Source organism: Castellaniella hirudinis, assembly GCF_042651965.1.
GTDB classification, from domain to species: Bacteria; Pseudomonadota; Gammaproteobacteria; order Burkholderiales; family Burkholderiaceae_B; genus Castellaniella; species Castellaniella hirudinis.
In genome coordinates this window covers 356,003-380,716 of the sequence record NZ_JBHSDY010000010.1, presented here as the reverse complement: position 1 = coordinate 380,716, position 24,714 = coordinate 356,003, and the positions used below count along the sequence as shown (strand labels likewise).

The window sequence follows — 24,714 nt, the reverse complement described above, 5'->3', positions numbered from 1 at the left end:
CACGGCGGCAGGCCCGCTTTCGGCAGGGGCATCCTGTGCGAAATCAAAGTGCCGGACGGGCACAGGCTCAGGGGCTCCAGATGCCGCCCGCACGCCGGGTCCGGCGGCGCACGGCCTCTTCCAGCAGAGCGTCGCCCCCCGGCAGCACCAAAGCCAGGGCGTGGCGTGCGCGGGTCGCGCCGGTGTAGAGCAGTTCCCGCGTCAACAGGGGCGAAGGATTGTCGGGCAGCACCAGCGCCACGCGGTCGAATTCCGAGCCCTGGGACTTGTGCACCGTCAGGGCGTAGACGGTCTCGACTTCCGGCAGGCGCGCCGGGGACACCCAGCGCACCGCATCCCGGGTAGCGCCGGCAAAAGCCACCCGCATCATCCAGTCGCCCTTCCGCTCCGGATCGGGCACGGGCAGCACCACGCCGATGTCGCCGTTGGCCAGCCCCAGGGCGGCGTGATTGCGCAGCACCAGCACCGGCCGCCCGGGATACCAGGCGTCCTCGGCCACGGGGATCCAGCCCTCGGCCCGCAAGCGGGATTCGATGCGCTGGTTCAAGCCGCGCGCGCCCCAGGGACCGTCACGCAGCGCGCACAGCACCTGGAAACGGGTCTGTTGCACCAGGACCTCGCGCGCCCAGCGGTCCCACTGGGACGGCGGCGCCTGCAGATCGGGGCGGCCGTCCCGCACGGCGCGCAAGAGCGCGGGATAGCCTGCCGCCGCATCCAGAACGCCACTGTCCCGCAGCCAGGCATCCCCGGGCGCGGCGGGCGATCCGGTCCGCACCAGGCTCAGGCCGTCCGGCGGATGGCGCAGCAGCCCGGCCACGGCCTGGACGTCGCCCCGGTTCACGGCGACGGCAAAGCGGCCGATGCCGCTGTCGGCCTGGAAGCGGTGGCTATGGCGCAGCATCACCACGGCCTGATCCAGCGCGGTGCCGCCCGGATCCTGCCATGCATCGGGCACAGCCTCGCCGGAGCAGGCGAGCAGGCGTCGGCACTGCGCCGGGGTGTAATGGCCGTCCTCGGCCCGTTCGCAGAGCTCGCCCAGCACCGCGCCGGCCTCGACCGAAGCCAACTGATCCTTGTCCCCCAGCAGCACCAGACGCGCATGCGCGGGCAGCGCGGCCAGCACGGCGTCCATCATCTCGATATCCATCATCGAGGCCTCGTCCACCACCAGCAGGTCCAGATCCAGCGGATTGCCCGCGTGGAATTTCAGGCGCCGGGTGTCGGGCCGGCTGCCCAGCAGCCGATGCAGGGTCAGGACTTCGGCCGGCACGCGCGCCAGCGCGGCCGCCAGATCGGCGTCGGCGGAGCCTGCCAGACGCTCCAGCGCGCCGGCGATGGACTCGTTCAGGCGCGCCGCCGCCTTGCCCGTCGGGGCGGCCAGACGGATGCGCAGGCCACGCGCCAGTCCGCGCTCCCGGGCCAGCCCCTGCAGGACCGCCAGCAGGCGCACGACCGTGGTAGTCTTGCCCGTCCCCGGCCCCCCCGTGACGATGGCAAAGCCATGCAGCAGGGCCGTGGCGCAGGCGATTTTCTGCCAGTCCGGCGCCGCGGCGACGGGCGCGGTGAAGACCGCATCCAGCCAGGCGCGGACCCGGGCCGGGTCGTGCGCTTCCGGCGGTTCCAGTTCCAGGCGCCGGCCCAGGTCTTCGCGGATGCGCCGCCCGGCGCGCCAATAGCGGGCCAGGTACAGGCGATGCCCGTGCAAGACCAGCGGCTGCGGGCCCTCGCCAGGGCCCACGAAGTCGGCCTCGGCCAAGGCCGCCAGGCACGCGTCCAGCCCGCCTTCGGCCCAGTCCGGCGGCCCGGTCCGGCGTGCGGCGTCCCCTGCATCCAGGCCGTCCGACGCCGCACAGTCCGGTTCGCACAAGGCCTGCAGGTCCAGGCAGGGGTGGCCGTGCGCCAGTCGGGCGCTGCACAGAACGGCCAGGCGCAGGGCCAGCTCGGGCGCTTGCGGCGCCTGGCGGGCCAGCAGGCGGCCAAACGCCACGTCCAGATCGCGCACGTCATCCTCGGATGACGCGATCGACTCAAAAGCCAGCCAGGCGGGAAATTCAATCATGGTCCGTCTCTCCGCCATCGCCGCCTGCCCCATCGAACAGCGCGTCCAGCGCCTCGATCAGGGCCGGTTCGGGGCGCAGCGCCACCAGCCCCTGGCCGGGCGCCTCCTGACCGCGCAGGAACAGGTACAGCGCGCCGCCCATGTGGCGCGCATAGTCATAATCCGCCAGGCGGGCGCGCAACTGCCGGTGCAGCGCCAGCACGTACATCAGCATCTGCGCATCGTAGCGGGACGCGCGCATGGCCGCCGACAAGGACTCGGGCGCGTAATCGGCCTCGCGGGAACCCAGGTCGTTGGACTTGTAATCGATCAGGTAATAGCGGCCGTCGGCCTGCAGCACCAGGTCGATGAAGCCCTTGAACATGCCGTTCAAGCGCCCCGCCGCCAAGGCCGGGCGGGCCGCGCCGCCAAAGGTGCCCCGGCGCAGCAATCCGTCCAGGCGTTCAATGTCCACCCGCTGCGCCGGCAGCCAGAACTCCATTTCCGGCAGGCTGGCCTGCAGGCTGTCCAGACGCAGCACCGGATCGCCCGGCAGGTCCGGCCGGAATGCGGTGCGCGTCAGGCGCAGCAGCCAGTCGTGCAGCGCATCGATGTGCGTTTCCCAGCCGCGCACGGCGCAACGCCGGGCGATCAGGTCGCGGGCGTCCTCCAGATCGCGGAAGCCGCGCCGCGCCGCCCATTCCAGCAGGCCGTGCAGAAAAGTCCCGGCCTCGCTGCCGCGCGGAAAGTCCTGCAGGCCCGCATCGGCCAGCAGGGGCGAAGCCTGCGCCATCCGGCGCAAGGGCGCGGGTTCGGCCTGACGGCCCTCGCGCAGCACGTCCTCGGCGGCCGTCTCGGGCGCGGCGGCATCGGCCAGGCACAGGGCCGAATAGCTGGAGATCCACCAGGGCTGCCCCACAGCGGGCGCCGCCAGGCGGCGGGCGTCGCCCAGCGCATCAGGCGCTTCGTCGGCCGGCGGCGCAAGATCGGCCCCGTCCGCCGATGCCGCGTCCCAGGCCATCAGATCGGGATGACTGCGCGTCAAGGCATCCCAGCCCGCCTGCAGTTCCGCGCCCAGCAAGTGGCCGATGCCGCTGCCCTCGCCCGCTTTCAGCGGCCCCAGGGCCATCCAGACCGCATGACGCGCGCGCGTCAGGGCCACGTACAGCTTGCGCACGTCCTCGCCCAGGCGCTCGCCGTCCAGCCGCAGCAGTTGGGCGCCGTCGGCCTCCATGATCCAGGCCCGATCCGTGACGCCGGGCAGCAGGTACGGCCCCCGCCCCGCTTCGATCGGCCGCGCCTTGCAGACGAAGGGCAGGAACACCAGGGGATATTCCAGCCCCTTGGATTTGTGCACGGTCACGACCCGCACCAGGCCCTCGTCGCTTTCCAGGCGCAGGCGGCGCCCGTCCTCGCCCTGCGGACCCTGGGACTGCCGATGCAGGTAGCGCAGCACGGCCTGTTCGCCGTCCAGGTGGGCGGCGGCCTGCTGCAGCAATTCGGCCAGGTGCAGGAAATCGGTCAGGCGCCGTTCGCCCTCGTAGCCATCGGACAGCAGGCGGGCCGGCACCTCGAAATCATGCAATAGCAGGCGCAGCATGGGCAGCACGCCGCGCTGCCGCCAGATCTGGCGGTAGGTCTGGAAACGCTCGACCCGGGCGTCCCAGGCGCGCTCGTCTTCCACCAGCCGGTCCAGCGTCTGCCAGTCCAGGCCCAATGCCGGGGTGGCCAGCGCCGCGCGCACGGCGCGCTCGTCCTCGGGATGCGCGCAGGCATCCAGCCACAGGGCGATTTCCGCCGCCTGCGGCGACTCGTAGACGGAGTCCCGTTCGGACAGGTACACGCTGCGCACCCGGACCTGGACCAGCGCCTGGCGCACGCTGCGCGCCTCGGCGTGGGTATTGACCAGGATGGCGATGTCGGCGGGCCGCACCGGCGTCCAGCGGTCCCCGTCGCGCAGGCCTGCCTCGCCGCGGCGGCCCTGCGCCAGGATGTCGGCCACACGGCGGGCGCAAAGCCGCGCCGCCTCCTGTTCGTACAGGGTCGAGGACAGGGGCTTGCCCTCTGCCGCAGGCTCGATCCAGCAGGCGCTCATGGCGGGCGCCGGCCGGCCCAGGACCTCCCAGCGTTCCGGGCGGCCTTGCGCCTCCACGGGATGGAAGGAAATGCCGACCGACGGCACCCCGGTGGGAAAAGCCTGATCGCCCCCCAGCGCAAAGCACTGGTTGACCGCCGCGACCATGGCCTGGGATGAGCGGTAGTTGCGGCCCAGGGTCTGCACCCGCCCCGCGCAGGCCTGATTGGCGCGCAGGTAGGTGTGCACGTCGGCGCCCCGGAAACCATAGATGGACTGCTTGGGATCGCCGATGAAGACCAGCGCGGTATCGGGGTCGTTGCCGGCAACCCGGTAGACGCGGTCGAAGATCCGGTACTGCACCGGATCGGTGTCCTGGAATTCGTCGATCAGCACCACCGGAAACTGCCGCCGCAGGGTCTGCGCCAGCCGGGCGCCGGTCTCATCCGCCAGGGCGGCGTCCAGATTGCCGAGCAGGCCGTCGAAGCCCAGCAGCGCGGCGCTGGACAAGGCCTGCTGCAAACGCCGGGCCATCCAGGCCAGGGCATGGCGCAGCAAGGGCGCGCGCGCGGCAGGCAGCGCGCCCAGCGCGTCACGCAGGCGGACCAGTGCCGCGCTGGCGGGATGCTCGGGCGCCGGCCCCTCGCCCTGCCACTTGTCCTGGATGCCTTGCGGGGTCAGGCGGTCCCAGCCGGTTTTCAGGTCCAGGTCTTCCTGCCCGGGGTCCTGCGCCCAGGTCCGCAGCGCCTGCGTCCAGCGGCGGAAATCGGACGGACGGACTTTCAGGTCCTTGCCCAGGGAGACCAGCCAGTCTTCCAGCGCGGCCGCATCCTCGACCCAAGGTGTTTTGAGGGCCGCCAGGCGTTCCCGCCGCAGGGCCTGGTGACGCGCCAGCACGGCCGCCAGGCTTTCATCGGCGGCCTCGGGCAGGGATTCGCGGGTCAACAGGCTGGACAGGCCCAGCAAGGCGTCCGGCCCGGGCCAGACGGCCAGCACCTCGGTCAGCGGTTCCGCGGTCAATGGCGCCACGTGCGCGCGCCAGTAATCCCAGGCGGCCTGCCGGATTTCGGCGCCCAGGTCCGGCTCCAGCCGCTGCTCGAACAGGCTGCCGCTGTCGAAGGCATGTTCCTGCAGGACCCGGGCGCACCAGGCGTGGATGGTGGAAATGGCGGCCTCGTCCATGGATTGCGCGGCCAGGTCCAGCGTCCGGGCGCAGCCCGCCCATTCGAGCCGCGGGTAATCCTGCCGCAAGGCCCGCAGAAAGGGATCAGCCTCGGAGTCCACAGCCTCGTCCGATGCCTCGTCCCACGCCGCTTCCCGGGCGAACCAGACGGCGGCTTCGGCCAGGCGGCCGCGAATCCGGTCGCGCAATTCCTGGGCGGCGGCCTCGGTGAAGGTCAGGACGAGTATCTCGGTGGGCAGGCAGGGCCGCTGCCCGCCGTGCCCCAGCACCAGGCGGACGTAGAGCGCGGCAATCGTCCAGGTCTTGCCCGTCCCGGCGCTGGCTTCGATCAGATGGCTGCCGCGCAGGGGAAAGCGCAGCGGATCGATCTGGGGAATCGCGAGGTCTGCCATACTCATGTTGCCCCCTTGACGCTGCGCGTCGTCCCCCCGAGGGGGAATTCGCGCTTGGGGCGGCCCGGCGCGCTCATTCCCCAGCCTCCTCGGCAATCGGATACGGCAGGATCGCCCGCGCCGTCGCACCATACAGGGTCTCGGCCCAATGGAAGAAGCCGCCGTCCGCGCACAGGCTGCCGAAATCGGGATAGCAGCGCCGCAGATACAGGTCTTCGTCCACCTTGCGGGCGTAGCCTGCCTCGGCCTCCCGCCAGGCGGCGCTGTCGGGCGATGGATCGGCGCCCGCCCGCAGCCAGGTGCCTGCCGCGTCGATTTCCACGGGCAGCGCGGCGCACAGGCCGGCCTGCCAGGCGTCCCACAAAGCCCGCCACTGTCCGGCGGCCTGCTCCGGGGCCAGCGGCTCGAAGCGCACGCAGCCCTGCGGGCTGACGAGTACGGTCGTCAGGGACCGGCCATGAACGTGCGCGGCCAGATGATCCAGCCAGGCCGGCATCATGGGCGCGATGCGATAGCGCTTGTTGCGCACCAGGTGGCTGGCAAGCAGCACGATCCGGCCCCATTCGCCCCGCTCGTTCCGGCGCCAGCCGGAGAGCCCATCCTCGAACGTCCAGCCGCTATCCGGCAGCGTGCTTTCCATGCGCAAGGTCTCGTCGCAGACTTGCGGCCAATCGAGGCAAGCCCGCCGATAGGGCTCGACGGCCTCTTGCACGCTGTCGTACAGGACCCGGGCCGCCGCCTCGCCCAGGCCGCCCGCGACCAGGGTGCCGCGCCGGCGCATGCGATCCAGGCGCTCGTGGAACACGGCTTCGGCCTCGGCCGTCTCCGGCGCCCGCTGCAGGGCTTCGAGCAATTCGGCGCGCAGTTGCCATTGCCCCAGGCCGTCGCGGACATAAGGTTCGCCCTCGTCCAGATCGGGAGCCGGCGCCTCGAAGAACACCTGCAGGCGCTGCTGGAAGAAGGCGCGTACAGGATGCCTCAGGAACTGGCGCAAGACGTCCAGCCGCAACGCGGCGTCCCGCTGCACCGGCGGCAGCGCGGCCGGCGCCGGCTGCGGCCCGGCATCGGCCGGTTCGCGCGCGCCGCGCCATTCGGCGGCATAGGTATACAGCGCGCCGGGACCGGTCCGCGCCGGCACGGGAAAATAGCGGCGGCTGAAAGGCTGCAGCGGATGATGCAGGCTCAGGGCCCCGGACAGGGACTTGGCCCCATCGGCGGATTGCCAGCCCCGGTCCAGGTGATCCATCAACTGGGACACCAGCACCGAGGGCGGCTGCGGCGTGTTGTCGTGGACGCTGTGCCCGACCCAGGACAGGTAAAGCTGGTCGCGCGCGGACAGCAGCGCCTCCATGAACAGATAGCGGTCGTCCTCGCGCCGGGAACGGTCGCCGGGGCGCGGGTGCAGCGCCATCAGGTCGAAATCGACCGGCACGCGCTGGCGCGGGAAGGCGCCGTCCTGCATGCCCAGCAGGCACACGCGCCGGAACGGAATCGCCCGCATGGGCATGAGCGTGGCGAAGGTCACCGCGCCCGCAAAGAAACGCTGCGACAGGCCGGCCTGATCCAGTTGGCCCAGGCAATGCTCGGCGACGATGGACACCGGCAAGGCCTCGTCCATCCCGGCGGTTTCGCACAACAGCGCCCAGTCCTGCAGGATTTCCCGGAAGCGCGCCAGCGTATGTTCGTCGGCGTCCGACACCGGCGAAAAGCAATCGTCGATCAAGGCCTGCAAGGACGCGACCCACTGCGCGGGCGCTGCGTCCCGGCCCAACAAGCGCCAGTAGCGGTCCAGCGTGTCCAGCAGGCGGGCCAGCGCGCCCAGCACCTGGGCCTGCAGGCCGCCGGTTTCGCCATAGGGTTCGATCCCGCTCCAGCCCGGGGCGTCGGGGCCGGCCGCATAGCCCAGCAGCATGCGGTCCAGGCCGAAGCGCCAGGTATGCCCATGGGCCGCCGCCGGCGCCTGTTCCAGGCCAAAGGCGCTGCGATGCTCGGCATGCAGCCCCCAGCGCACTTCGGCGTCCCGCGCCCAGGCCTGCAGCAGCGGCAGATCCGCGGCCTCGATGCCGAAGCGCGCCCGCAGCGCCGGCACGTCCAGCCATTCCAGGACTTCCTGGATGCCCAGGCGCAGGCGCGGCAGGGACAGCAACTGTTCCAGCACGATGACCAGCGGGTCGGCCTGGCGCTGCCCGCGATCCGCCAGGGCATAAGGCACGTGACGCCGGTCCCGGAGTCCATACTGGCCGAAGACCGCCTGCACGTGGGGCGCGTAGGCTTCGATGTCAGGCACCATCACGATCACATCGCGCGGCTGCAGGCCGGGATCGGCGGCAAAGGCCGACAGCAACTGGTCGTGCAGGATCTCGACCTCGCGCTGGGCGCTGTGGGCGACGTGAAAGCGCAGCGAGTCGTCCTGCGCCGGGTCCACCGCCGGCCAGCGCGCGCGCGTCTCGGCCAGGGGCCGCAGATCGCGGATATCGTCCTGCAACTGCTCCAGCAGCGTGTCCCCGGGCAACGCCTCGAAGGCATCGATGCGCTGGTGCAGGGCCTCGAAGGCCAGGCCGCAGCGCGCCCGGTGCGCCGGATCGTCGATGTCGTCGAGCAGGCCGATGAAATCACGTCCCTGACGACCCCAGGACGCCAGCAAAGGATGCGTCTGCTGGTGCAGCGCCTGCTCGTCCAGGACTTCCGGCATGCCCGGGCGGCGCGCCTGGCGCCGGAAACGCGCCCGCAGCAGGTCGCGGTCGCCCAGGATGTCGGCCCAGTAATGGGCGCAGGGGTTGTTCACGCACACCAGGATCTGGATCCAGCGCGACAGGCCGGACAAGGCTTCCAGGGTCTGGCGCGGCATGGCGGAAATGCCGAAGACCAGCAGGCGGCGCGGCAGGCCGGCCGGACGCGGCGCGTCGTCCGGCGCCCGGACCCGCGCCATGAAGGCCTCGTGGACGGCGGCGCGGCCGACCGGCGCGCCCCCGTCCGCGCCCAGATCATCCAGCAGGGCGCGCCACAGGCGGGCCTGCCAGGCCTGGGATTCGGACAAGGCCTCGGCCTCGCGGCCCAAGGCGTCGGGCAGCACGAGCCGGCCCCGGCTCCAGGCGTCCAGCCAGTCGGCGCGGTAGACCTGGTACTGGTCAAACAGGTCGGCCAGCCGATAGGCCAGTTGATGGCGTTTGCGTACACCGGCGTCGTCGGCCAGAAAACGCGCCACCGGCTCGAAACCGGGCTGACCGGCCAGCGTCGGCAGCAGGCGCATCAGGCGCCAGGCCAGCGGGTCCTTATCCAGGGGGGATTGTTCCGGCACGGCCCCCGCCCCCAGCACGGCGCGGTACGCCTGCCACATGAAGCGCGAGGGCAACAGGAAATCCAGCGCCGCCGCGATGCCGCAGCCCTGGTCGCGCTCGGCCAGGGCCAGGCGCAGCCACTGCGCGATGCCGTTGCTGTGCACCAGCAGGTACTCGTTCTCCAGGGGATCCAGCGGCGAATGGCGCAGCCACGCCACCAGCACCTCGCGCAGTTGTTCCGCCCGATTGCCGTGAACCAGCATCAGCCCCGGAGTGAGTTCCGCCACGCCTGCTCCTATGTTGAGACGCTCCCGCGCCACATAGGTCGCGCCTGCTCGTCGTCCGCCGGGCGGCCGGCTCGCCGCCCGGAAACATCAGGCTAGATGATAAAAGAAAACAGCGGCGGGCCGGCGGCCCCTAGGGAACCTCTGAATAAGTCGAGCGGAAAGCGGGCGCTGCGGATCGGGATGGGATGCAAGGCGCGAACCGCAGCGATAGCCGTAGCTATCGCGAGGATGAGCAACGCCGCAGACCGCCCGAGACCGCGGATGCACGCGGCGCGAGGACTTGTTCAGAGGTTCCCTAGAACTGATAGCTGAGGCCGACGCGGAACAGGTCCATCTTGGGCCGGTAGCTTCCGGTGTGATAGTTGGTCTCGCCCTCGTCGACGTAGGTGAAATCGAAATCCTGCGACTTGAACCTGACGTGCAGGTATTCCCCGCGCAGATGCCAGTTCCGGCTCATGGCATATTCGAAACCTGCGCCCACCACCCAGCCTTTCAGCGTATCCGAGCGGCTGTAGTCGGGTGCGAACACGCTGCCGTCGTCCGGATCGACCTCATAGCCATTCAGGGACATTTTCACCTTGCCGATGGCCAGCCCCGCCGTGCCGTACACCATCGCCGAGTCGCTGACCAGGAAACCGACCCGGGGCCGGAGCGTGACCAGCCAGGGCATGCGGTATTTGAAGTGGAGGTCGCCGCCGGTCGCCGGCTCGTGTTCGCTCTTGGTGTGCTTGATGGCGCTGCCCGACAGATCGCCCTCGATCCCCAGCAGCCATTGGCCCATGCGCCAGCCATAGCCGCCGTAGAGGCCGCCGATCATGCCCGATTGCTTGAAGGAATGGTTGAGCGGATCGGGGCTGTCCCACTCATCCGGGTCTTCGTAGCGCCAGTCGGGGTGCGAGCCCACCGTATCCTTGATCTGGCCGCCGCCCAGGCTGAGGCCCAGGTAGGGGCCGCTCTCGAAAGACTGGGCGGCGGCGGGCGCACCGGCAAAGGCCAGCGGCAGGCAGGTCGCAGCCGCCAGCGTGCGCCAGGGGCGGCTGAAAATCGATGCATGAATCATGAAGGGTCTCCTCTTTCGTTTGATGTCTGGGGGCGCACGCCTCGATGATAGGAGAACCCTCCGCAGGCCGGACGTGCCTGCGTCTCTGGATGTTCCTCAATTTGTCTCACGCCGGACTCTCACTCCGGTTCAGTCTGGTTGCGCCCTCGCCACCCAGGCCCGCTGAACGGCCTGTCAACGATTGGGATCGCCATGCATTGGGGTTATCCTAGGGCTTGCCCGTGATCAACTGCCCGAGACTGTTGCAATGAACGCTGATTCATCCCCCGTCCGGTCCGCCTACCAGACGGCCGAAACTCCGGAGGAAATCCAGGCCAATCTGGCCGACATCCGTGCCCGCATCGACGCCGCCTGCCGGCGCGCCGGGCGCGATCCCGCCGAAGTCCGCCTGCTGCCCGTCAGCAAGACCGTGGACGAATCCCGCATCCGCATGGCCTACGCGGCCGGTTGCCGGTTGCTGGGTGAAAACAAGGTCCAGGAGGCCTACGGCAAATGGGAAGCCATGGCCGACCTGAGCGATCTGGACTGGGCCGTGATCGGCCACCTGCAGACCAACAAAGCCAAATTCGTGGCTCGCTTCGCCCGGGAATTCCAGGCCCTGGACAATCTGCGCGTCGCCGAGGCGCTGGACCGGCGTCTGCAGGAAGAAGGCCGCAGCCTGGACGTTTTCGTCCAGGTGAATACCTCGAACGAGGCCAGCAAGTTCGGCCTGTCGCCCGACCAAGTGCTGGACTTCGCCCGCGCCCTGCCCGCCTACAGCGCGCTGCGCGTGCGCGGCCTGATGACGCTGGCCCTGTTCTCGTCGGACGAGACCCACGTCCGCCCCTGCTTCCAGTTGCTGCGCGACCTGCGCGCGCAGTTGCGCCAGGACGCCCCCCAAGGCGCGGATTTCGCTGAACTGTCCATGGGCATGTCCGGAGATTTCGAATGGGCCATCGAAGAAGGCGCCACCACCGTACGCGTCGGACAGGCGATCTTCGGCGCGCGTAATCTGCCCGACAGCTACTACTGGCCGGAAGGCAGACAAGGCGGCTGAACATGCGCGCCGCCGCCCCGTCCCCTGCATCCCGCCCGGACGCATGCCCGGACTGGCCGGCCCTGCGCATCCTGGCGATCGGCCTGCTGTGCCTGTGGCTGGCGGCCTGCGCCGGCCCGAGCCCTCGCGGACCGTCGGCCGCCTATCCCGACATCGACCCGGCACAGCGCACCGAGGTCGTCATGACGGCCCTGAGCCTGCTGGACACCCGCTACCGCTACGGCGGCGCGCATGCCCAGCGCGGCTTCGACTGCAGCGGCCTGGTGATGTACGTGTTCGACACCGCCACCGGCGCCGCCCTGCCCCACAACACCGAGCAGATCGCCCGCATGAGCCGCCCCGTGCCGCGCCGCGACCTGCAGGCCGGCGACCTGGTGTTCTTCAACACATTGGGCCGGCCGAATTCGCACATGGGCATCTACCTGGGCGACGGCCGCTTCATCAACGCCCCGTCCACCGGCGGCCAGGTCCGCATCGACCGGCTGGACAACCCCTATTACCGGCGCCATTTCCAATCGGTGGGGACGCTGTTCGCGGACTGAGGCGGGGCGTTGCGGCGGCCCTGGCGTGCCGTCAGGGCGTTTCGCCCTCGTAGGGCAGTTCGCCATATAGGGTCTTGCAGACCAGGCTGTCGTGAGACTGCACATCGGGTATGGCCGCCTGCAGAATCCCGGCCAGCGAATCGCGCGCCGAGGCCGCGCCGGCTTCGCACAGCGCCTCCACGACCAGCAGGTAGTCGAAATCGCCTTCCTTGCCGCTGCGCATCTGCTTTTCGGCGCTCTGGATGCCTGTTGTGCCGCGGTCGGTCCTGAGCAGGCGCACGCCCACCGTCTCGGGCAGTCGGATGAACGCGCGCAGCGCATCGCGCGCCTGAGCCGGGTCGATGGGCGCACCGCCCGAGCGGACGCGGCTGACCAGCACATGCGAGCCGAAGCCGCGGCCGATCTTGACGACGCGCTCGCCGGCCGCACGGTCGAAAGGGCCGAACTTCACCATCAGGCGCTGCGTCCAGGGCGAAGGCGTATTGAGGATCTGCAGATAAGGCGGCGCCTGCATGACGGCCGGACTTTCAGTGGCGTACAGGATGAAGTGCGCACACGCGTTATCCACCGAAGCGAACAGCCGCACCCCCAGGAAACCCGGCGAGTAGATGCGGTCTGAAATATGCTCCTGAGTCAGCCAGTTGCGGTAATCGACGAGATCATCCGCGCTCATTTCGCACCAGATGGCCAGGAATCCTTGCTGCGTCATCGGAATCTCTCCTCAAAGGGCTTCAGGCGCGCAGCAGACTGCGCGCCAGATCAACCGGCATGTCCCGGCCCGTCCACAGACGAAAGGCCTCCACGCCCTGAAACAGTTGCATGCCCAAACCGCTGACGGTCTTGCAACCGGCCGCCTGGGCCATCTTCAGCAAGGCCGTGTGCTCAGGGACGTAGATGAGGTCGCTGACGATCAGCCCGGGGTGGAAATAAGCGGCGTCCGGCACCACGGACTGCCCCAGCGTCGCCTCCATGCCCACGGGCGTGCCGTTGACGAAGATGTGGCTGCGCGCCATGGACGCCCGCAACTGCGCGACATCGGCCAGATCGTACAGCCGCGCTTTGCAGCCCAGCCGGCCCTGCAGCATCTCCACGAGGTCATGGCCGGCGTCGAAGAACGCGTCACGCTGGTTGAACAGGGTGATGTCCGCCACCCCCTGCATGGCGGCCTGGATGGCGACGGCGGTCGACGCGCCCCCGATACCGGCAATCGTCATCACCTTGCCGGCGATGTCGATACCGGCATCCTCGAGCGACAAGGTATAGCCGATCCCATCGGTGATATGGCCGGTGAGCACGCCGTTGTCGTTGACGATGGTATTGACCGCCCCCGCCATTTCGGCGGCTGGAGAGAGCCTATCCAGAAAGGGGCAGACGGCCCGTTTCAGCGGCATGGTGACATTGGCGCCACGCACGTTCAGCACCCGCAGGGCCTCGACGGCCGACGCCGCTTTTTCCAGCGGCACGTCAAAGGCCAGGTAGGCGAAATCCAGGCCCAGCGCCTCAAAGCAGCCGTTTTGCATTCCCGGCGATTTGCTATGCGAGACGGGAGAGCCGAGCAGCGCAATCAGCCGGGTCTTGCCGCTGATTCTGTGCCGTGTGGGTGAGGCGGGAAGATGCATGACCGATGTCTCCAAGTCGTTTGGCAAGCAGTCTACCCGACACTAGAATGAATATTTAAGCCATTTTTTGCTCAAAATAAACACTAAACATGCTCAATGACATCCGACTGACCGATTTGCGCACCTTTCAACTGGTGGCCAGGCATGGAGGCTTCAGCGCCGCCGCGCGTGCGGCGGGCTGTCCGCAAACCACGGTCAGCAAGCGCATGGCCTCGCTGGAACACGCGCTGGGCGTCAGGCTGCTGCACCGCACCACACGCCTGGTGCATCTGACCGACGACGGCAAACGGGTTTACGAATGGGCGCAGCGCATCCTGGACACCGCCACGGAGATGGAGGACGAGCTGAATGCAGCCAAAAACGAGCCCCAGGGACCGTTACGCGTCAGCACCAGCACCCGGCTCGGCCGCGCCTACGTCGCGCCGGTGCTGGCGCGGCTCAAGACGCAGTACCCGGGCCTGGAAATTTCCCTGGACATCGTGGACCGCCACGTGGATCTGATGGCCGAAGGCCTGCACCTGGATGTGCGCACTGGAGAGCCGCACGAGCCCCACCTGATCCGGCATCGCATCATGGAAAGCTCACGCATTCTGTGCGCCGCGCCTTCCTATGTCGCGCGGTATGGCATGCCGGCCGGCCTGAGCGAAGTCCGCAGCCACCGCTGCCTGCTTTTCAAGGATCGCAACGAACCGCTGGGCGTCTGGCGGCTCAAAGGTCCCAAGGGCTGGGAAAGCGTGGACATCCGATCCGAAACGGAGTCCAACGACAACGAGGTCGTGCTGGACTGGGCGCGCCGCGGACTGGGCATCATGCTGGCGACCGACTGGTTCCTGGCGGAAAGCCTGGCGCAAGGGGACCTCCAACGCGTGCTGCCAGACTGGCACCAACCGGCGGATGTCTGGGCCGTTTCAGCCAGCCGCACCGCGCAATCCGCAAAGGTCCGGGTGTTCATCGAGTGCCTGAGGGAAGCGATGCAAGCCCGGCCGCAGACAGCGCATCGAACCGGCTGAGCGCGTGCAATGGAACGCCGGACCATCGAGGCCCGGCGTCATCGCCGACCGGTGGAAACACTGTTTGCGAAATGTGAAGCGGGGCCCCGGCCGAGGCCCCTGTTCGCCACGGATCAGGATTTCGCGGACTTTTCGGCCCGCTTCGGGGTGCGCATGTCGGCCAGTTTCTGGCGCTGTTCAGGCGTCAGCACGGCGCGGATCTGCGACTGGGTCTGGGCGCGCAGCAGGGCCAGTTGCGACTGGGCCTGGCCCAGAGCGTCGGCGGCCTGCTTGGCCTTGGCCTCGTCGAAGGTGTCGGCGCGGCCGATGTCGCGCAAAGACTGGTGCGCGGCGCGCAAAGCCTTTTTGCCGTCGTAGAAGGCCTGTTCCTGGTCGTGGCGGATCTTGAAGATCTGATCCTTCTGGTCCTGGCTGAGATCCAGGGCGCGCATGCCATGGTCCATGCCGCGACGCGCGGAATCGCCGCCGTGGCGGCCAAAGTCGTGTCCGCCCTTCTGGTGGAAGCGGGGACCGCCGTCGGCCGGCATGCCGGCGCCAGAGGCGGCCGAAGCGGCCAGCGGCGCGGCAGCCAGCGCGGCGACCATGGCCAGGGCGGAGAGGGAACGGGCGCGGGTGACTTGGGTGAGGTTCATGTCGGTCTTCCTTGTTTCCTGCGGTCCCTGGATGGAACCGCGATGGAGACAGATTACGGGCCGACTGCGGCGCAAAAATGGGCAAATCGTGGAGACTTCATGGAGAAGCGTGAGCGGATGCCAGGCATGCCGCCCGATGCCCACCAGGCCCGCCGCGCGCAGCAGGCCCGGCCGCCGCGTCAGGCGCCGCCCAGCTCCAGCCGATACCCCACCCCGTAGACGGAGCGGATCAGTTCTTCGTCCGGCCGCACCGCGGCCAGCTTGCGGCGCAGGTTCTTGACGTGGCTGTCCACGGCCCGGTCGGTCACCACGCGGCGATCGTCGTACAGGCCATCCAGCACCTGATCGCGGGAAAAGATGCGGCCCGGCTGGCCGGCCAGCAGGACCAGCAGGCGGAACTCCACCGGTGTCAGGTCCAGCGCCACCCCGTCCAGGCGGGCGCTCCAGGCGCCCTCGTCGATGTCCAGACCGCCCACCTCGCGCGCCTGGGCAGGCGCCGGGTCCGCCGCGCTGCGACGCAGGACGGCCTTGACGCGAGCCACGACCTCGCGCGGACTGTAGGGCTTGCAGATGTAGTCGTCGGCGCCCAGTTCCAGGCCCAGCAAGCGGTCGATCTCCTCGGTCCGCGCGGTCACCATGATGACCGGGATGGCCGTTCGCGCGCGGATGTCGCGGCAGAGTTCCAGACCGTCACGGCCGGGCAGCATCAAGTCCAGCAGCACCAGATCGGGCGGCCAGTCCTCGATCAGCGGCATGACGGCCAGGCCGTCGCCCGTGCAGCGCGCTTCGTAGCCGGCCGCCTGCAGATACGTCTGCAGCAGGTCCGCCAGCTTGGGTTCGTCTTCGACCACCAGAATCCGCATGTTCACTCCTGATTCGTCGCGGGCGCATCGCCTGCCGCATCCGCAATCCCGCCGTCCGTCAGCGGCCATTCGACGCGGATGGCCAGCCCGCCCAGATCGGACGGCGCCGCCGAGATCTCGCCGCCATGCGCCTGGACGATGGAGCGGCAGATCGCCAGGCCCAGCCCCGAACCGCCGTGCCGGCGGCTGCGCGAGGACTCCACCCGGTACAAGCGGTCGAACAGGCGAGGCAACTGCTCGGCCGTCACCGAAGGCGCGGTGTCGGCGATTTCCAGCACGATGCGGCTATCGCGCACGCCGGCCCTCAGGCGCACGCGCCCCGGACTGTCGGTGTAGCGCAGACTGTTTTCCAGCAGGTTGGCCAGCAGTTGCTCCAGGCGGCGCTCGTCGCCGGACAGACGCAATCCGGGCGCGATCTCCTGGTCCAGTGCCAGGCCGGCCCGGGCATACCGATCCCGCGTCGCATCGAGCACCCGCGCAGCCAGCGCCGACAGATCCAGGGGGCGCATGCGGTAATCCAGGGCGCCGGCATCGGCCAGCGACAACTCGCGCAAATCGTCCACCAGCCGGTTCAAGCGCTCGATCTCGTGCGCCAGCGAGGCCAGCGCGGCCTCGTCCGGCGCGCGCAGACCGTCTTGCAGCGCCTCGATCTCGCCGCGCAGCACGGCCAAGGGGGTCCGCAATTCGTGGGACATGTCCGCCATCAGTTCCCGGCGCAGGCGGGCATTGCGCGCCAGGCTGTGCGCCAGGCGGTTGAAGTCGCGCGCCAGGCGTCCGAGTTCGTCGGGCGCCCCGACCCGCACCCGGATGTCGAAATCGCCGTCGGCCAGCTTGCGGGTGGCCTGGGCAATGCGCCGCACCGGCACCAGCAGCAGGCGCGCCAGCAACAGGCTGACCAGGGCCGCCAGCAGCACGGACAGGCCGACGATCACCCAGGTCGCCCGCAACTGCCGGGACTGGAAGCGGCGGTCGACCTCGTCGTTGAGCACCATGGGCATGGGCGGCGGGCTGAGCAGCCAGCCGACGGAGCGGCCCGCGACGGTCACGGGATGACGGGTCCAGTCAGCCCCGGGGCGCATGTGCGGCCCCGCCAGCCAGCCGCCGTCGTCATCCTGCAGGACGACGCGGGGCGGCGGTCCCGGCGGCCTGCCATTGTGATCATGGCCGCCATCACTGGGCCGGGCATAGCGCGACAGGCGCAGGCTGCGCCCCCAGCGGTCGCCGCTCTCGGCCAGGAAGCTCCAGCCGCCGGCCTCGATGTATTCGGCGGCCAGCGCCTGCGCCAGGCTGTCCAGGCGCTGGCTCTCGCGTTCCCGGATGTAGTCGTCGAAACCGCTGTCGAAGCTGTAGCGCACGGCCATGCCCATGGCGAGCGCCACGACAATGCAGGTCGCCAGAATGGCCAGGAACAGCTTGAGGGTGATACTGGATCGCATGAAGTCTTTTCCACGTGCGGGGACGCAGCCCCCGCCGTCCACGCTATCGTACCGTAGCCGGACGCGGGCTACACTCGAGGCCGCAATCCCCCGGGAGATGCGGATCGCCGCCACGGCGCACGATCTGCGCATCCCCTCACTTCAGGAGACCCCGCATGACCGCGTCCCCCGCCCCGACCTCTTTCGCCACGCTGCTGGGCCGCTGCGCCCCCGAATGGGAGGCCTATTGCCGGCACGCCTTCGTGCGCGGGCTGGCCGCCGGCACCCTGCCGGCCGAGGCCTTCCGCCATTACCTGCGCCAGGATTACCTGTTCCTGGTGCATTTCGCCCGCGCCTGGGGGCTGGCGGTCTACAAGAGCCGCTCGATCGCCGAACTGCGCCAGGGCCTGGACAGCCTGAAAGCCATCGTGGATCTGGAAATGGGCCTGCACGTGGACTACTGCGCCCAATGGGGCATCGCCGAAGCCGAACTGGACGCGCTGCCCGAGGCGCGCGAAACCATGGCCTATACCCGCTACGTGCTGGACGCCGGCCACCGGGGTGATCTGCTGGACCTGCACGTGGCGCTGGCGCCCTGCCTGGTCGGCTACGCGGACATCGCCCGCTGGATCGAGGCCCAGCCGTTCACCGTACGGGGTCCGGCCAACCCCTACGAAGCCTGGATCGCCATGTACCTCAGCGAAGAATTCCAGGCGGCGGCGCGCGCCGAACGCGACTGGCTGGACGCGCGGCTGGCCGGCCAGACCGCCGAACGCCTGGACGGGCTGGCCGCGACCTTCCGCGACGCCACCCGTCTGGAAATCGACTTCTGGCAGATGGGCCTGAACGCATCGGCCGCCGCCTGAAACAGCGACGCCGCGCGATCAAGGCAGGGGGGCGCCTCGGCGCCCCCCTGCCGCAACTCAAGCCTGCATCTTGTCCAATGCCCGGGCCAGCGTGGTCACGCTGCGCTCGACGTTGTGCAGCTTGTCCAGGCCGAACAGTCCGAGGCGGAAAGTCTTGAAGCCCGCCGGTTCGTCGCACGCCAGGGGCACGCCGGCAGCGGCCTGCAGCCCGACTTCGGCGAACTTGCGCGTCGTGTGGATGCCGTCGTCGGTGGTGTAGCTGACCACGACGCCGGGCGCCTCGAAACCGGGCGCGGCGACGCTCTTGAAACCGCGTTCGCGCAGCAGCGCGCGCACGGCCTCGCCCAGTTCACGCTGCTCGGCCTTGACCCGGTCATAGCCATAGGCATCGGTTTCGGCCATGACGTTGCGCAGCACGATCAGGGAATCGGTGGGCAGCGTCGTGTAATAGGCATGACCGCCCTTTTCGTAGGCTTCCATGATGCCCAGCCACTTGCGCAGGTCGCAGGCGAAGCTGCTGCTCTGCGTGGTCTCGATGTGCCGGCGGGCGGCTTCGCCCAGCATCACCAGGCCGCAGCAGGCCGACGAAGTCCAGCCTTTTTGCGGCGCCGAGATCAGCACGTCCACATGCACGTCCTGCATGTTCACCCACATCGTGCCGGAGGCGATGCAGTCCAGCACGAACAAACCGCCCTCGGCATGCACCGCGTCGGCCACCTGGCGGATGTAATCGTCCGGCAGCATGATGCCCGAGGCCGTCTCCACGTGCGCGGCAAACACCAGGTCGGGTTTGAACTCACGGATCGCCGCGACGACTTCGGCGACGGGGGGCGGCTCAAAGAAAGGCTGGTCGCCGGCTTCGGTCGGACGGGCCTTGAGCACGCGTTCTTCGGCCGGAATGCGGCCGGTCTCGAAAATCTGGCTCCAGCGATAACTGAACCAGCCGTTGCGGATCACCAGGCAGCGCTTGCCGGTGGCGAACTGCCGCGCGACGGCCTCCATGCCGAACGTGCCGCTGCCCGGGATGACGATGGCCGAATGCGCCCCGTACACCGACTTCAGGGTGCGGGAAATATCCCGCATCACGCCCTGAAAGGACTGGGACATGTGGTTCAGGGCTCGGTCGGTGTAGACCACCGAATATTCCAGCAGCCCATCGGGGTCGACATCAGGCAGCAATCCAGGCATGGAGTTCTCCGGTCAAACGGTTGAAGGTCTCTTGATTGTAAGGCCCTCTGCCGATGGGGTCGTCCGACGCCTGGCGCAGCCGGTTTCCCGGGTCGTACGCCCGCATACCTGCCGAACGATACATATTCAGTCCCAACGCGACATTATGTGACAGTACAATGTAAAAATTTGACAAAACCCCATCCGCCAAAAGCGGGCATAGGGGCATATCCGCCAGAGGAGAACCATGGAGACCACGCTGATGGCCGAATCTACCACCCCGGAACCGCAGGCCGACGCACCCGCCCCCCCGCCGTCTCGCCTGATACGGCGCGAACCGATCCTGGATCAGAACCGGGGCCTGGTCGGCTACCGGATGCGCGTCCTGTGGGCGGAGCCGCAAGAACCGGACACGGACACCGGGGCCGCGCTGATCGAAACGGCACGCACGCACGGCGTCACCACTTTCTTCGCCTACGCCCCTCACTGGATCGACGCGACCCCAGGCCTGCTGCACAACGCTTTCGCGCACATGCTGCCGCGCCACCGCACTTATCTTGAACTTCCGGAATCGCTCGAAGTCACGCCGGAACTGATCCAGTCGCTGCAAAGCCTGGCCCACGGCGGCACAAAATTCTCCATTCGCGGCGACCTCGCGGCCCAGCCCGAGCGCGAGCCGCTGCTGCCCTTTTGCAAGGTCGCGCGCTTCGACCCCAAGCTGAGCACCAAGGCCGAGATCTTCCGCCAGAGCTTCCAGCACAAACAGGCCGGCCGCCAGTTGATGGCGGTGGACACCCCCGACAAAGCCACGCACGACAACTTCATGTTGCTGGGCTTCACGCTGTTCCAGGGCCACTGGCCCCTGGACCTGGCATCCACGACGTCGCTGACGGCGCGTCAGAAGACGCTGCTGAAGCTGGTCACGCTCATCATGGGCGAAGGCGAGGCCCCGGAAATCCAGGCCTGCCTGCAGCAGGACCCCGAACTGGTCAAGACGCTGCTGGACATGGTCAACACCCCGGCCTTCGGCCTGAGCCAGGAAGTCGAATCCCTGAACCAGGCCATCATGCTGCTGGGCCGCCGGCAGTTGCAGCGCTGGATCCAGGTCCTGATGTATTCCGAGGCCGGCCGCCCCGCCGGCTACCTGTCGCCGATCCTGCTGCAGGCCAGCGCGCGCGCGCACCTGATGGAAGCCCTGTCCACCCTGATGCACCCCGAGCAGACCGTGCGCGCCGAAGCCGCCTTCACCACCGGCATCCTGTCCATCATGGACCAGTTGTTCCACGGCACCATGCAGGATCTGCTGTCGCAGGTCCAGGTGGACGTCCCGGTGCGCGAGGCCCTGCTGCGGCACGAAGGCGCCCTGGGCCTGGACCTGCGCCTGGCCACCCTGATCTTCCCCTCGGACCGCGACATGGAAGAAGATCCCGCTCCCCTGCTGCGCGAGCTGGGCGTCACCGCCGAACAGCTCGATCCGCTGATCCAGCAGGCCTTCACCTGGGCGCACAGCATCACTCAGGCTGCGCCGTAAAAGGCGTCCACCTCGCGGCCTGCATGCCGCTCGGATTCGCCAGGCGCAAGGCAGCCCGCAGGGGCTGCCCCGCGACCGGGCTCATCTCGGCGGCAAAAAGGTCCCTAAAATAGGCCTCCCAAGTCGCGTTAAGGAAGCAGCATGACCGCACAGACGACAGCCGGAGGCCTCGCGGGCTGGCTGCGGATCTCCCACATCTCGGCCGGTTTCATCGCCGTGCTGGTCGGCTACACCAGTTCCGTCGCCATCGTGTTCCAGGCGGCCGGCGCCGCCGGCGCGCACGGCGACCAACTGGCCTCGTGGATGTGGGCCCTGGGCATCGGCATGGGCGTCACCTGCATCGGCCTGGCGCTGGCCTGGCGGGCCCCCGTGCTGACGGCCTGGTCCACCCCCGGCGCAGCCCTGCTGGCGACCAGCCTGGGCGACATCGGGCTGGCGCAATCCATCGGCGCCTTTCTGGCCTGCTCGGCCCTGATCACCCTCTGCGGCATCACCGGCTGGTTCCAGAAAATCATGGACTGGGTGCCCCGGCACCTGGCCTCGGCGATGCTGGCCGGGATTCTGCTGCGATTCGGCATGGATCTGTTCGTCTCCATGCAGGGCCGCCCGCTGCTGGTGGGCGTGATGCTGATCGCCTTCCTGCTGGCCCGGCGCGCCCTGCCCCGCTACGCCGTCCCCCTGGCCCTGGCCGCCGGGATCGTCTGCGCCGCGCTGCAAGGCGGCCTGTCCCTGTCCGGACTCGACTGGACGCCCGCCAGGCCGATCTGGATGGCGCCCGAATTCTCGCTCTCGACCTTTGTGGGCGTGGCCCTGCCGCTGTTCATCGTCACCATGACCTCGCAGAACGTGCCGGGCCTGGCCGTGCTGCGCGCCAACGGCTACGCGCGGGTGCCCGCCTCACCGCTGATCTCCTGGACCGGGGTGACGGGCATCCTGCTCGCGCCCTTCGGCGGCTACGCCTTCAATCTGGCCGCCATCACGGCCGCCATCTGCATGAGCCCGGACGCCGATCCGGACGCCACGCAACGCTACAAGGCCTCGGTCTGGGCGGGGATCTTCTATCTGCTCACGGGGATTTTCGGCGCCACGGTCGTGGCGCTGTTCGCCGCCTTTCCGCACGAACTGGTGGCCGCCATCGCCGGGCTGGCCCTGCTGGGCACGCTCAGCAGCAGCATCCACGACTCGCTGCAGGCGCCCGAGCACCGCGACGCCGCCCTGGTGACTTTTCTGGTGACGGCCTCGGGCATGAGCCTGCTGGGCATCGGCAGCGCGTTCTGGGGCCTGGTGCTGGGCGGCGTCTGCCACCTGATGCTGCAGCGGCGGGGATGAGATCGGACATGGGATCGTCCCCTGCGGACGATCCCATGCCGATCGAATCCGAGCGGCATACAGGCCGCGAGGTGGACAGCATGTCTGTCGAATCCGAGCGGCATGCAGGCCGCGAGGTGGGCGCAAGCCTCGTCCCGTCTTCAATGCTGCGCCGCGTATTCCTTGACCAGGTTGCGCGCCGCCGTGTACAGATCGGCGCCATGGCCGCCCTTCTTGTCGACCGCCTGGATCCACAAGTCGCGCACGCCCTGGGTCGCCTCCACCCAGCGCTGGTATTCGGCATCGTCCATGTCATAGAACACGCTGCCGTTCTCCTTGGACGTCTTCATGAACTCGGCTTCCCGCTCGTCGAAGACCGTGCGCCCGGCCCAGGCGGACACCTCGAGGCCGCTGTTGTCGTCGATGATCTTCTTCAGGTCGGCCGGCAGACCGTCGTAGCGCGCCTGGTTCATGCCGAACAGAAAGATCGAATTGCCCATGCGCGGCTTGCCCTGGGGCACGTCCAGGTGATAGCGCGAGATTTCGTCGAGCTTGATGGCCGGCACCCCCTCCCAGGGCACGGCGGCGCCGTCCACCACGCCCTTGGCCAGTGAATCGGGCACGGCGGGCAGCGGCATCTGCACCGGCACGGCGCCGATGGCCTCCAGCATCTGGGAATTGACGCGATTGGCCGAACGGATCTTCAGGCCCTTCATGTCCGCCAGGGTCTTGGGCTGCTTGTTGACGAAGTGGATCAGGGTGCCGCCGTGCATGTGCATGAAGATCGGATGCACCCCCTTGTATTCGTCCAGGGCGTATTTCTGCGTGAAGGCCCACAGGGCCTTGCTGCCGGCCTCGGCGTTCGGGACCAGCCAGGGCAGCTCGTACACGGCGCTCTTGGTGAAGCGGCCCGCCGAATACGTCTGCAGCGTCCAGACGATGTCGGCCACGCCGTCCTTGGCCTGGTCGAACAACTGGGCCGGCGTGCCGCCCAATTGCATGGCCGGATAAATCTGGCAGACCATGCGCTGGTTCGATTCCTGCGCGATCTTGTCGCACCAGGGCTGGATCATGTTGATCTGGGCGTTGGAGGTGGCGGGCAGGAAATGGGCGACCTTCAGGACGACCTGCTCTCCATGCGCCGCCGCCGACAGCGCCAGACCGGCCACGGCGCCCGCCAGCAGGCGCAGCGCGGATGTGCGTGTTTTCATCGTATGTCTCCTTTGGGTGGTGAAATGCACGAAGGTCCGCATCAGGAAAGATCCGGGCCGTTGACGAGCCCCGAGCCGGGCACGTCGTCAAGATTTTCGAGCCCCAGCAAGGCCATGCCGCGTTGCAGCTCGGCCTCGAACTGGCTCAGAACAGACTCCACGCCGGCCGCGCCGGCGCCGGCCAGGCCATATAACAGCGGCCGCCCCAGCAGCACGGCCCGCGCGCCCAGGGCCAGGGCGCGAATCACGTCATTGCCGCGCCGGATGCCGCTGTCCATCAAGACCGGCACGCGCCCGCCCACGGCCTGGACGACGCCCGGCAAGGCTGCGATCGCAGACGGCGACGCGTCGCTCTGACGCCCGCCGTGATTGGACACGATCAGGCCGTCCGCCCCGTGATCCAGCGCGCGGCGCGCATCGTCCGGATGCAGCACGCCCTTGAGCAGCAAAGGCCCCTTCCAGAGTTGCCGCAGCCAGGACAAACTGTCCCAGGTCAGGCTGCGATCCATGGCCCGGGTCAGCAGGGCCGCCTGCAGGCCGGCGGAATCGGCGCCGGGGGCGTCCTCGGCCCGCAGGTTGCCGAAATCGAACCGGCCGGCCCGCGCCATGCGCACCGCCCAGCGCGGATGGCGCATCACGTCGCACAGGAATCGGGCGCCGGGCTTGAACGGCACCCGGAACCCGTGGCGGATGTCCAGCTCACGATTGCCGCCGACCGGCACGTCGACCGTCAGCACCAGGGCTTCGTAGCCCGCCCGGGCCGCGCGTTCGACGATGCCCTCGGCCAGGCCGCGATGCATGACGTACAACTGCATCCAATGAATGCCCGACGGGGCCTGCGCCCGCAGGTCTTCGAGCCGGGCGTTGGAGGCCGTGGACAGGGCGAACGGCAGCCCGTGGGCCGCCGCGGCCTGCGCCAGCACAGTGTCGCCCCCGGGCCACGACAGGCCGTTGAGCCCCATGGGCGCAATGCCGAACGGCTGCGCCCAGCGGCGGCCGAAGACCTCGACACCCGTCTCAAGCCGCGACACGTCGCGCAACACGCGCGGCGTCAGGATGACGCGGTCCAGATCGTCGCGGTTGCGCCGCAGGCACAGCGCGTCGTCGGCGGCCCCGTCCAGGTAATCGAAGACGAAACGGGGCAAGGCCGCGCGGGCCGCCGCGCGCCAGTCGGCGCTGTTCAGGCGCAATGTCATCCCCGA

Annotated in this window: 18 protein-coding genes; 6 read left to right on the top strand and 12 right to left on the bottom strand. The window is 69.0% G+C overall.

Features of this window, described 5'->3' with window-relative positions:
- Positions 1–67 precede the first annotated feature (67 nt).
- The 4 genes from recD to ACFO0J_RS15415 all read right to left on the bottom strand — a co-directional run bounded on the left by recD (position 68) and on the right by ACFO0J_RS15415 (position 10,312).
- Positions 68–2,059 carry an exodeoxyribonuclease V subunit alpha gene (gene recD / locus ACFO0J_RS15430; protein ID WP_376813967.1) on the bottom strand — a complete coding sequence of 664 codons (1,992 nt, stop codon included), beginning with the start codon at positions 2,057–2,059 and terminating at the stop codon, positions 68–70.
- Positions 2,052–5,693: an exodeoxyribonuclease V subunit beta gene (gene recB, locus ACFO0J_RS15425; protein ID WP_376813966.1), complete on the bottom strand. Its 3,642-nt coding sequence runs from the start codon at positions 5,691–5,693 to the stop codon at positions 2,052–2,054. Before recB ends, recD begins: the two co-directional genes overlap by 8 nt.
- 67 nt (positions 5,694–5,760) lie before the next feature.
- Positions 5,761–9,252 (bottom strand): exodeoxyribonuclease V subunit gamma, encoded by a 3,492-nt coding sequence (gene recC / locus ACFO0J_RS15420; RefSeq protein WP_376813965.1) that lies wholly within the window; start codon positions 9,250–9,252, stop codon positions 5,761–5,763.
- 295 nt (positions 9,253–9,547) lie between these two features.
- Positions 9,548–10,312 (bottom strand): outer membrane protein, encoded by a 765-nt coding sequence (locus ACFO0J_RS15415; protein ID WP_376813964.1) that lies wholly within the window; start codon positions 10,310–10,312, stop codon positions 9,548–9,550.
- 247 nt (positions 10,313–10,559) lie between these two features.
- On the opposite strand from ACFO0J_RS15415, the gene ACFO0J_RS15410 reads away from it, so the two are divergent.
- A complete protein-coding gene (locus tag ACFO0J_RS15410) occupies positions 10,560–11,348 on the top strand; it encodes a YggS family pyridoxal phosphate-dependent enzyme (RefSeq protein ID WP_376813963.1) in 789 nt (262 codons plus the stop codon).
- Between the two features lie 2 nt (positions 11,349–11,350).
- Positions 11,351–11,890, top strand: coding sequence for a C40 family peptidase (locus ACFO0J_RS15405; RefSeq protein WP_376813962.1), 540 nt, complete (start codon positions 11,351–11,353; stop codon positions 11,888–11,890).
- Positions 11,891–11,921: 31 nt separating this feature from the next.
- Here the strand turns inward: ACFO0J_RS15405 and ACFO0J_RS15400 are convergent, their stop codons facing one another.
- Together ACFO0J_RS15400 and ACFO0J_RS15395 are read right to left on the bottom strand one after the other, a co-directional pair.
- A complete protein-coding gene (locus tag ACFO0J_RS15400; RefSeq protein ID WP_376813961.1) occupies positions 11,922–12,599 on the bottom strand; it encodes a hypothetical protein in 678 nt (225 codons plus the stop codon).
- A 22-nt stretch (positions 12,600–12,621) separates the two neighbouring features.
- Entirely contained in the window at positions 12,622–13,509 is an 888-nt protein-coding gene (locus tag ACFO0J_RS15395; RefSeq protein ID WP_376813960.1) for a quinate/shikimate dehydrogenase, read from the bottom strand.
- A gap of 89 nt (positions 13,510–13,598) precedes the next feature.
- Here ACFO0J_RS15395 and ACFO0J_RS15390 point away from each other — a divergent pair, with 89 nt between their 5' ends.
- Positions 13,599–14,519 carry a LysR substrate-binding domain-containing protein gene (locus tag ACFO0J_RS15390; RefSeq protein ID WP_376813959.1) on the top strand — a complete coding sequence of 307 codons (921 nt, stop codon included), beginning with the start codon at positions 13,599–13,601 and terminating at the stop codon, positions 14,517–14,519.
- Positions 14,520–14,632: 113 nt separating this feature from the next.
- Here the strand turns inward: ACFO0J_RS15390 and ACFO0J_RS15385 are convergent, their stop codons facing one another.
- From ACFO0J_RS15385 to ACFO0J_RS15375, 3 genes are all read right to left on the bottom strand, one after another.
- Positions 14,633–15,151 (bottom strand): Spy/CpxP family protein refolding chaperone, encoded by a 519-nt coding sequence (locus tag ACFO0J_RS15385; protein WP_376813958.1) that lies wholly within the window; start codon positions 15,149–15,151, stop codon positions 14,633–14,635.
- Positions 15,152–15,330: 179 nt separating this feature from the next.
- Entirely contained in the window at positions 15,331–16,014 is a 684-nt protein-coding gene (locus tag ACFO0J_RS15380; protein ID WP_376813957.1) for a response regulator, read from the bottom strand.
- 2 nt (positions 16,015–16,016) lie between these two features.
- Positions 16,017–17,450 (bottom strand): ATP-binding protein, encoded by a 1,434-nt coding sequence (locus ACFO0J_RS15375; protein WP_376813956.1) that lies wholly within the window; start codon positions 17,448–17,450, stop codon positions 16,017–16,019.
- Between the two features lie 155 nt (positions 17,451–17,605).
- Here ACFO0J_RS15375 and tenA point away from each other — a divergent pair, with 155 nt between their 5' ends.
- A complete protein-coding gene (tenA, locus tag ACFO0J_RS15370; RefSeq protein ID WP_376813955.1) occupies positions 17,606–18,295 on the top strand; it encodes a thiaminase II in 690 nt (229 codons plus the stop codon).
- A gap of 57 nt (positions 18,296–18,352) precedes the next feature.
- Here the strand turns inward: tenA and ACFO0J_RS15365 are convergent, their stop codons facing one another.
- On the bottom strand, positions 18,353–19,483 hold the full coding sequence (locus ACFO0J_RS15365) for an aminotransferase class V-fold PLP-dependent enzyme (protein ID WP_376813954.1): 1,131 nt from the start codon (positions 19,481–19,483) through the stop codon (positions 18,353–18,355).
- A gap of 226 nt (positions 19,484–19,709) precedes the next feature.
- Between ACFO0J_RS15365 and ACFO0J_RS15360 the strand changes: the two genes are divergently transcribed.
- Positions 19,710–20,993 carry an EAL and HDOD domain-containing protein gene (locus ACFO0J_RS15360; RefSeq protein WP_376813953.1) on the top strand — a complete coding sequence of 428 codons (1,284 nt, stop codon included), beginning with the start codon at positions 19,710–19,712 and terminating at the stop codon, positions 20,991–20,993.
- Between the two features lie 141 nt (positions 20,994–21,134).
- Positions 21,135–22,322, top strand: coding sequence for a benzoate/H(+) symporter BenE family transporter (locus tag ACFO0J_RS15355; RefSeq protein WP_376813952.1), 1,188 nt, complete (start codon positions 21,135–21,137; stop codon positions 22,320–22,322).
- A gap of 140 nt (positions 22,323–22,462) precedes the next feature.
- On the opposite strand, the gene ACFO0J_RS15350 is transcribed toward ACFO0J_RS15355, so the two are convergent.
- A complete protein-coding gene (locus ACFO0J_RS15350; protein ID WP_376813951.1) occupies positions 22,463–23,512 on the bottom strand; it encodes a TRAP transporter substrate-binding protein in 1,050 nt (349 codons plus the stop codon).
- Between the two features lie 41 nt (positions 23,513–23,553).
- The gene (locus ACFO0J_RS15345) at positions 23,554–24,708 is read right to left on the bottom strand and encodes an alpha-hydroxy acid oxidase (RefSeq protein WP_376813950.1); all 1,155 of its coding nucleotides are present in this window, start codon (positions 24,706–24,708) and stop codon (positions 23,554–23,556) included.
- Between the last annotated feature and the right edge of the window lie 6 nt (positions 24,709–24,714).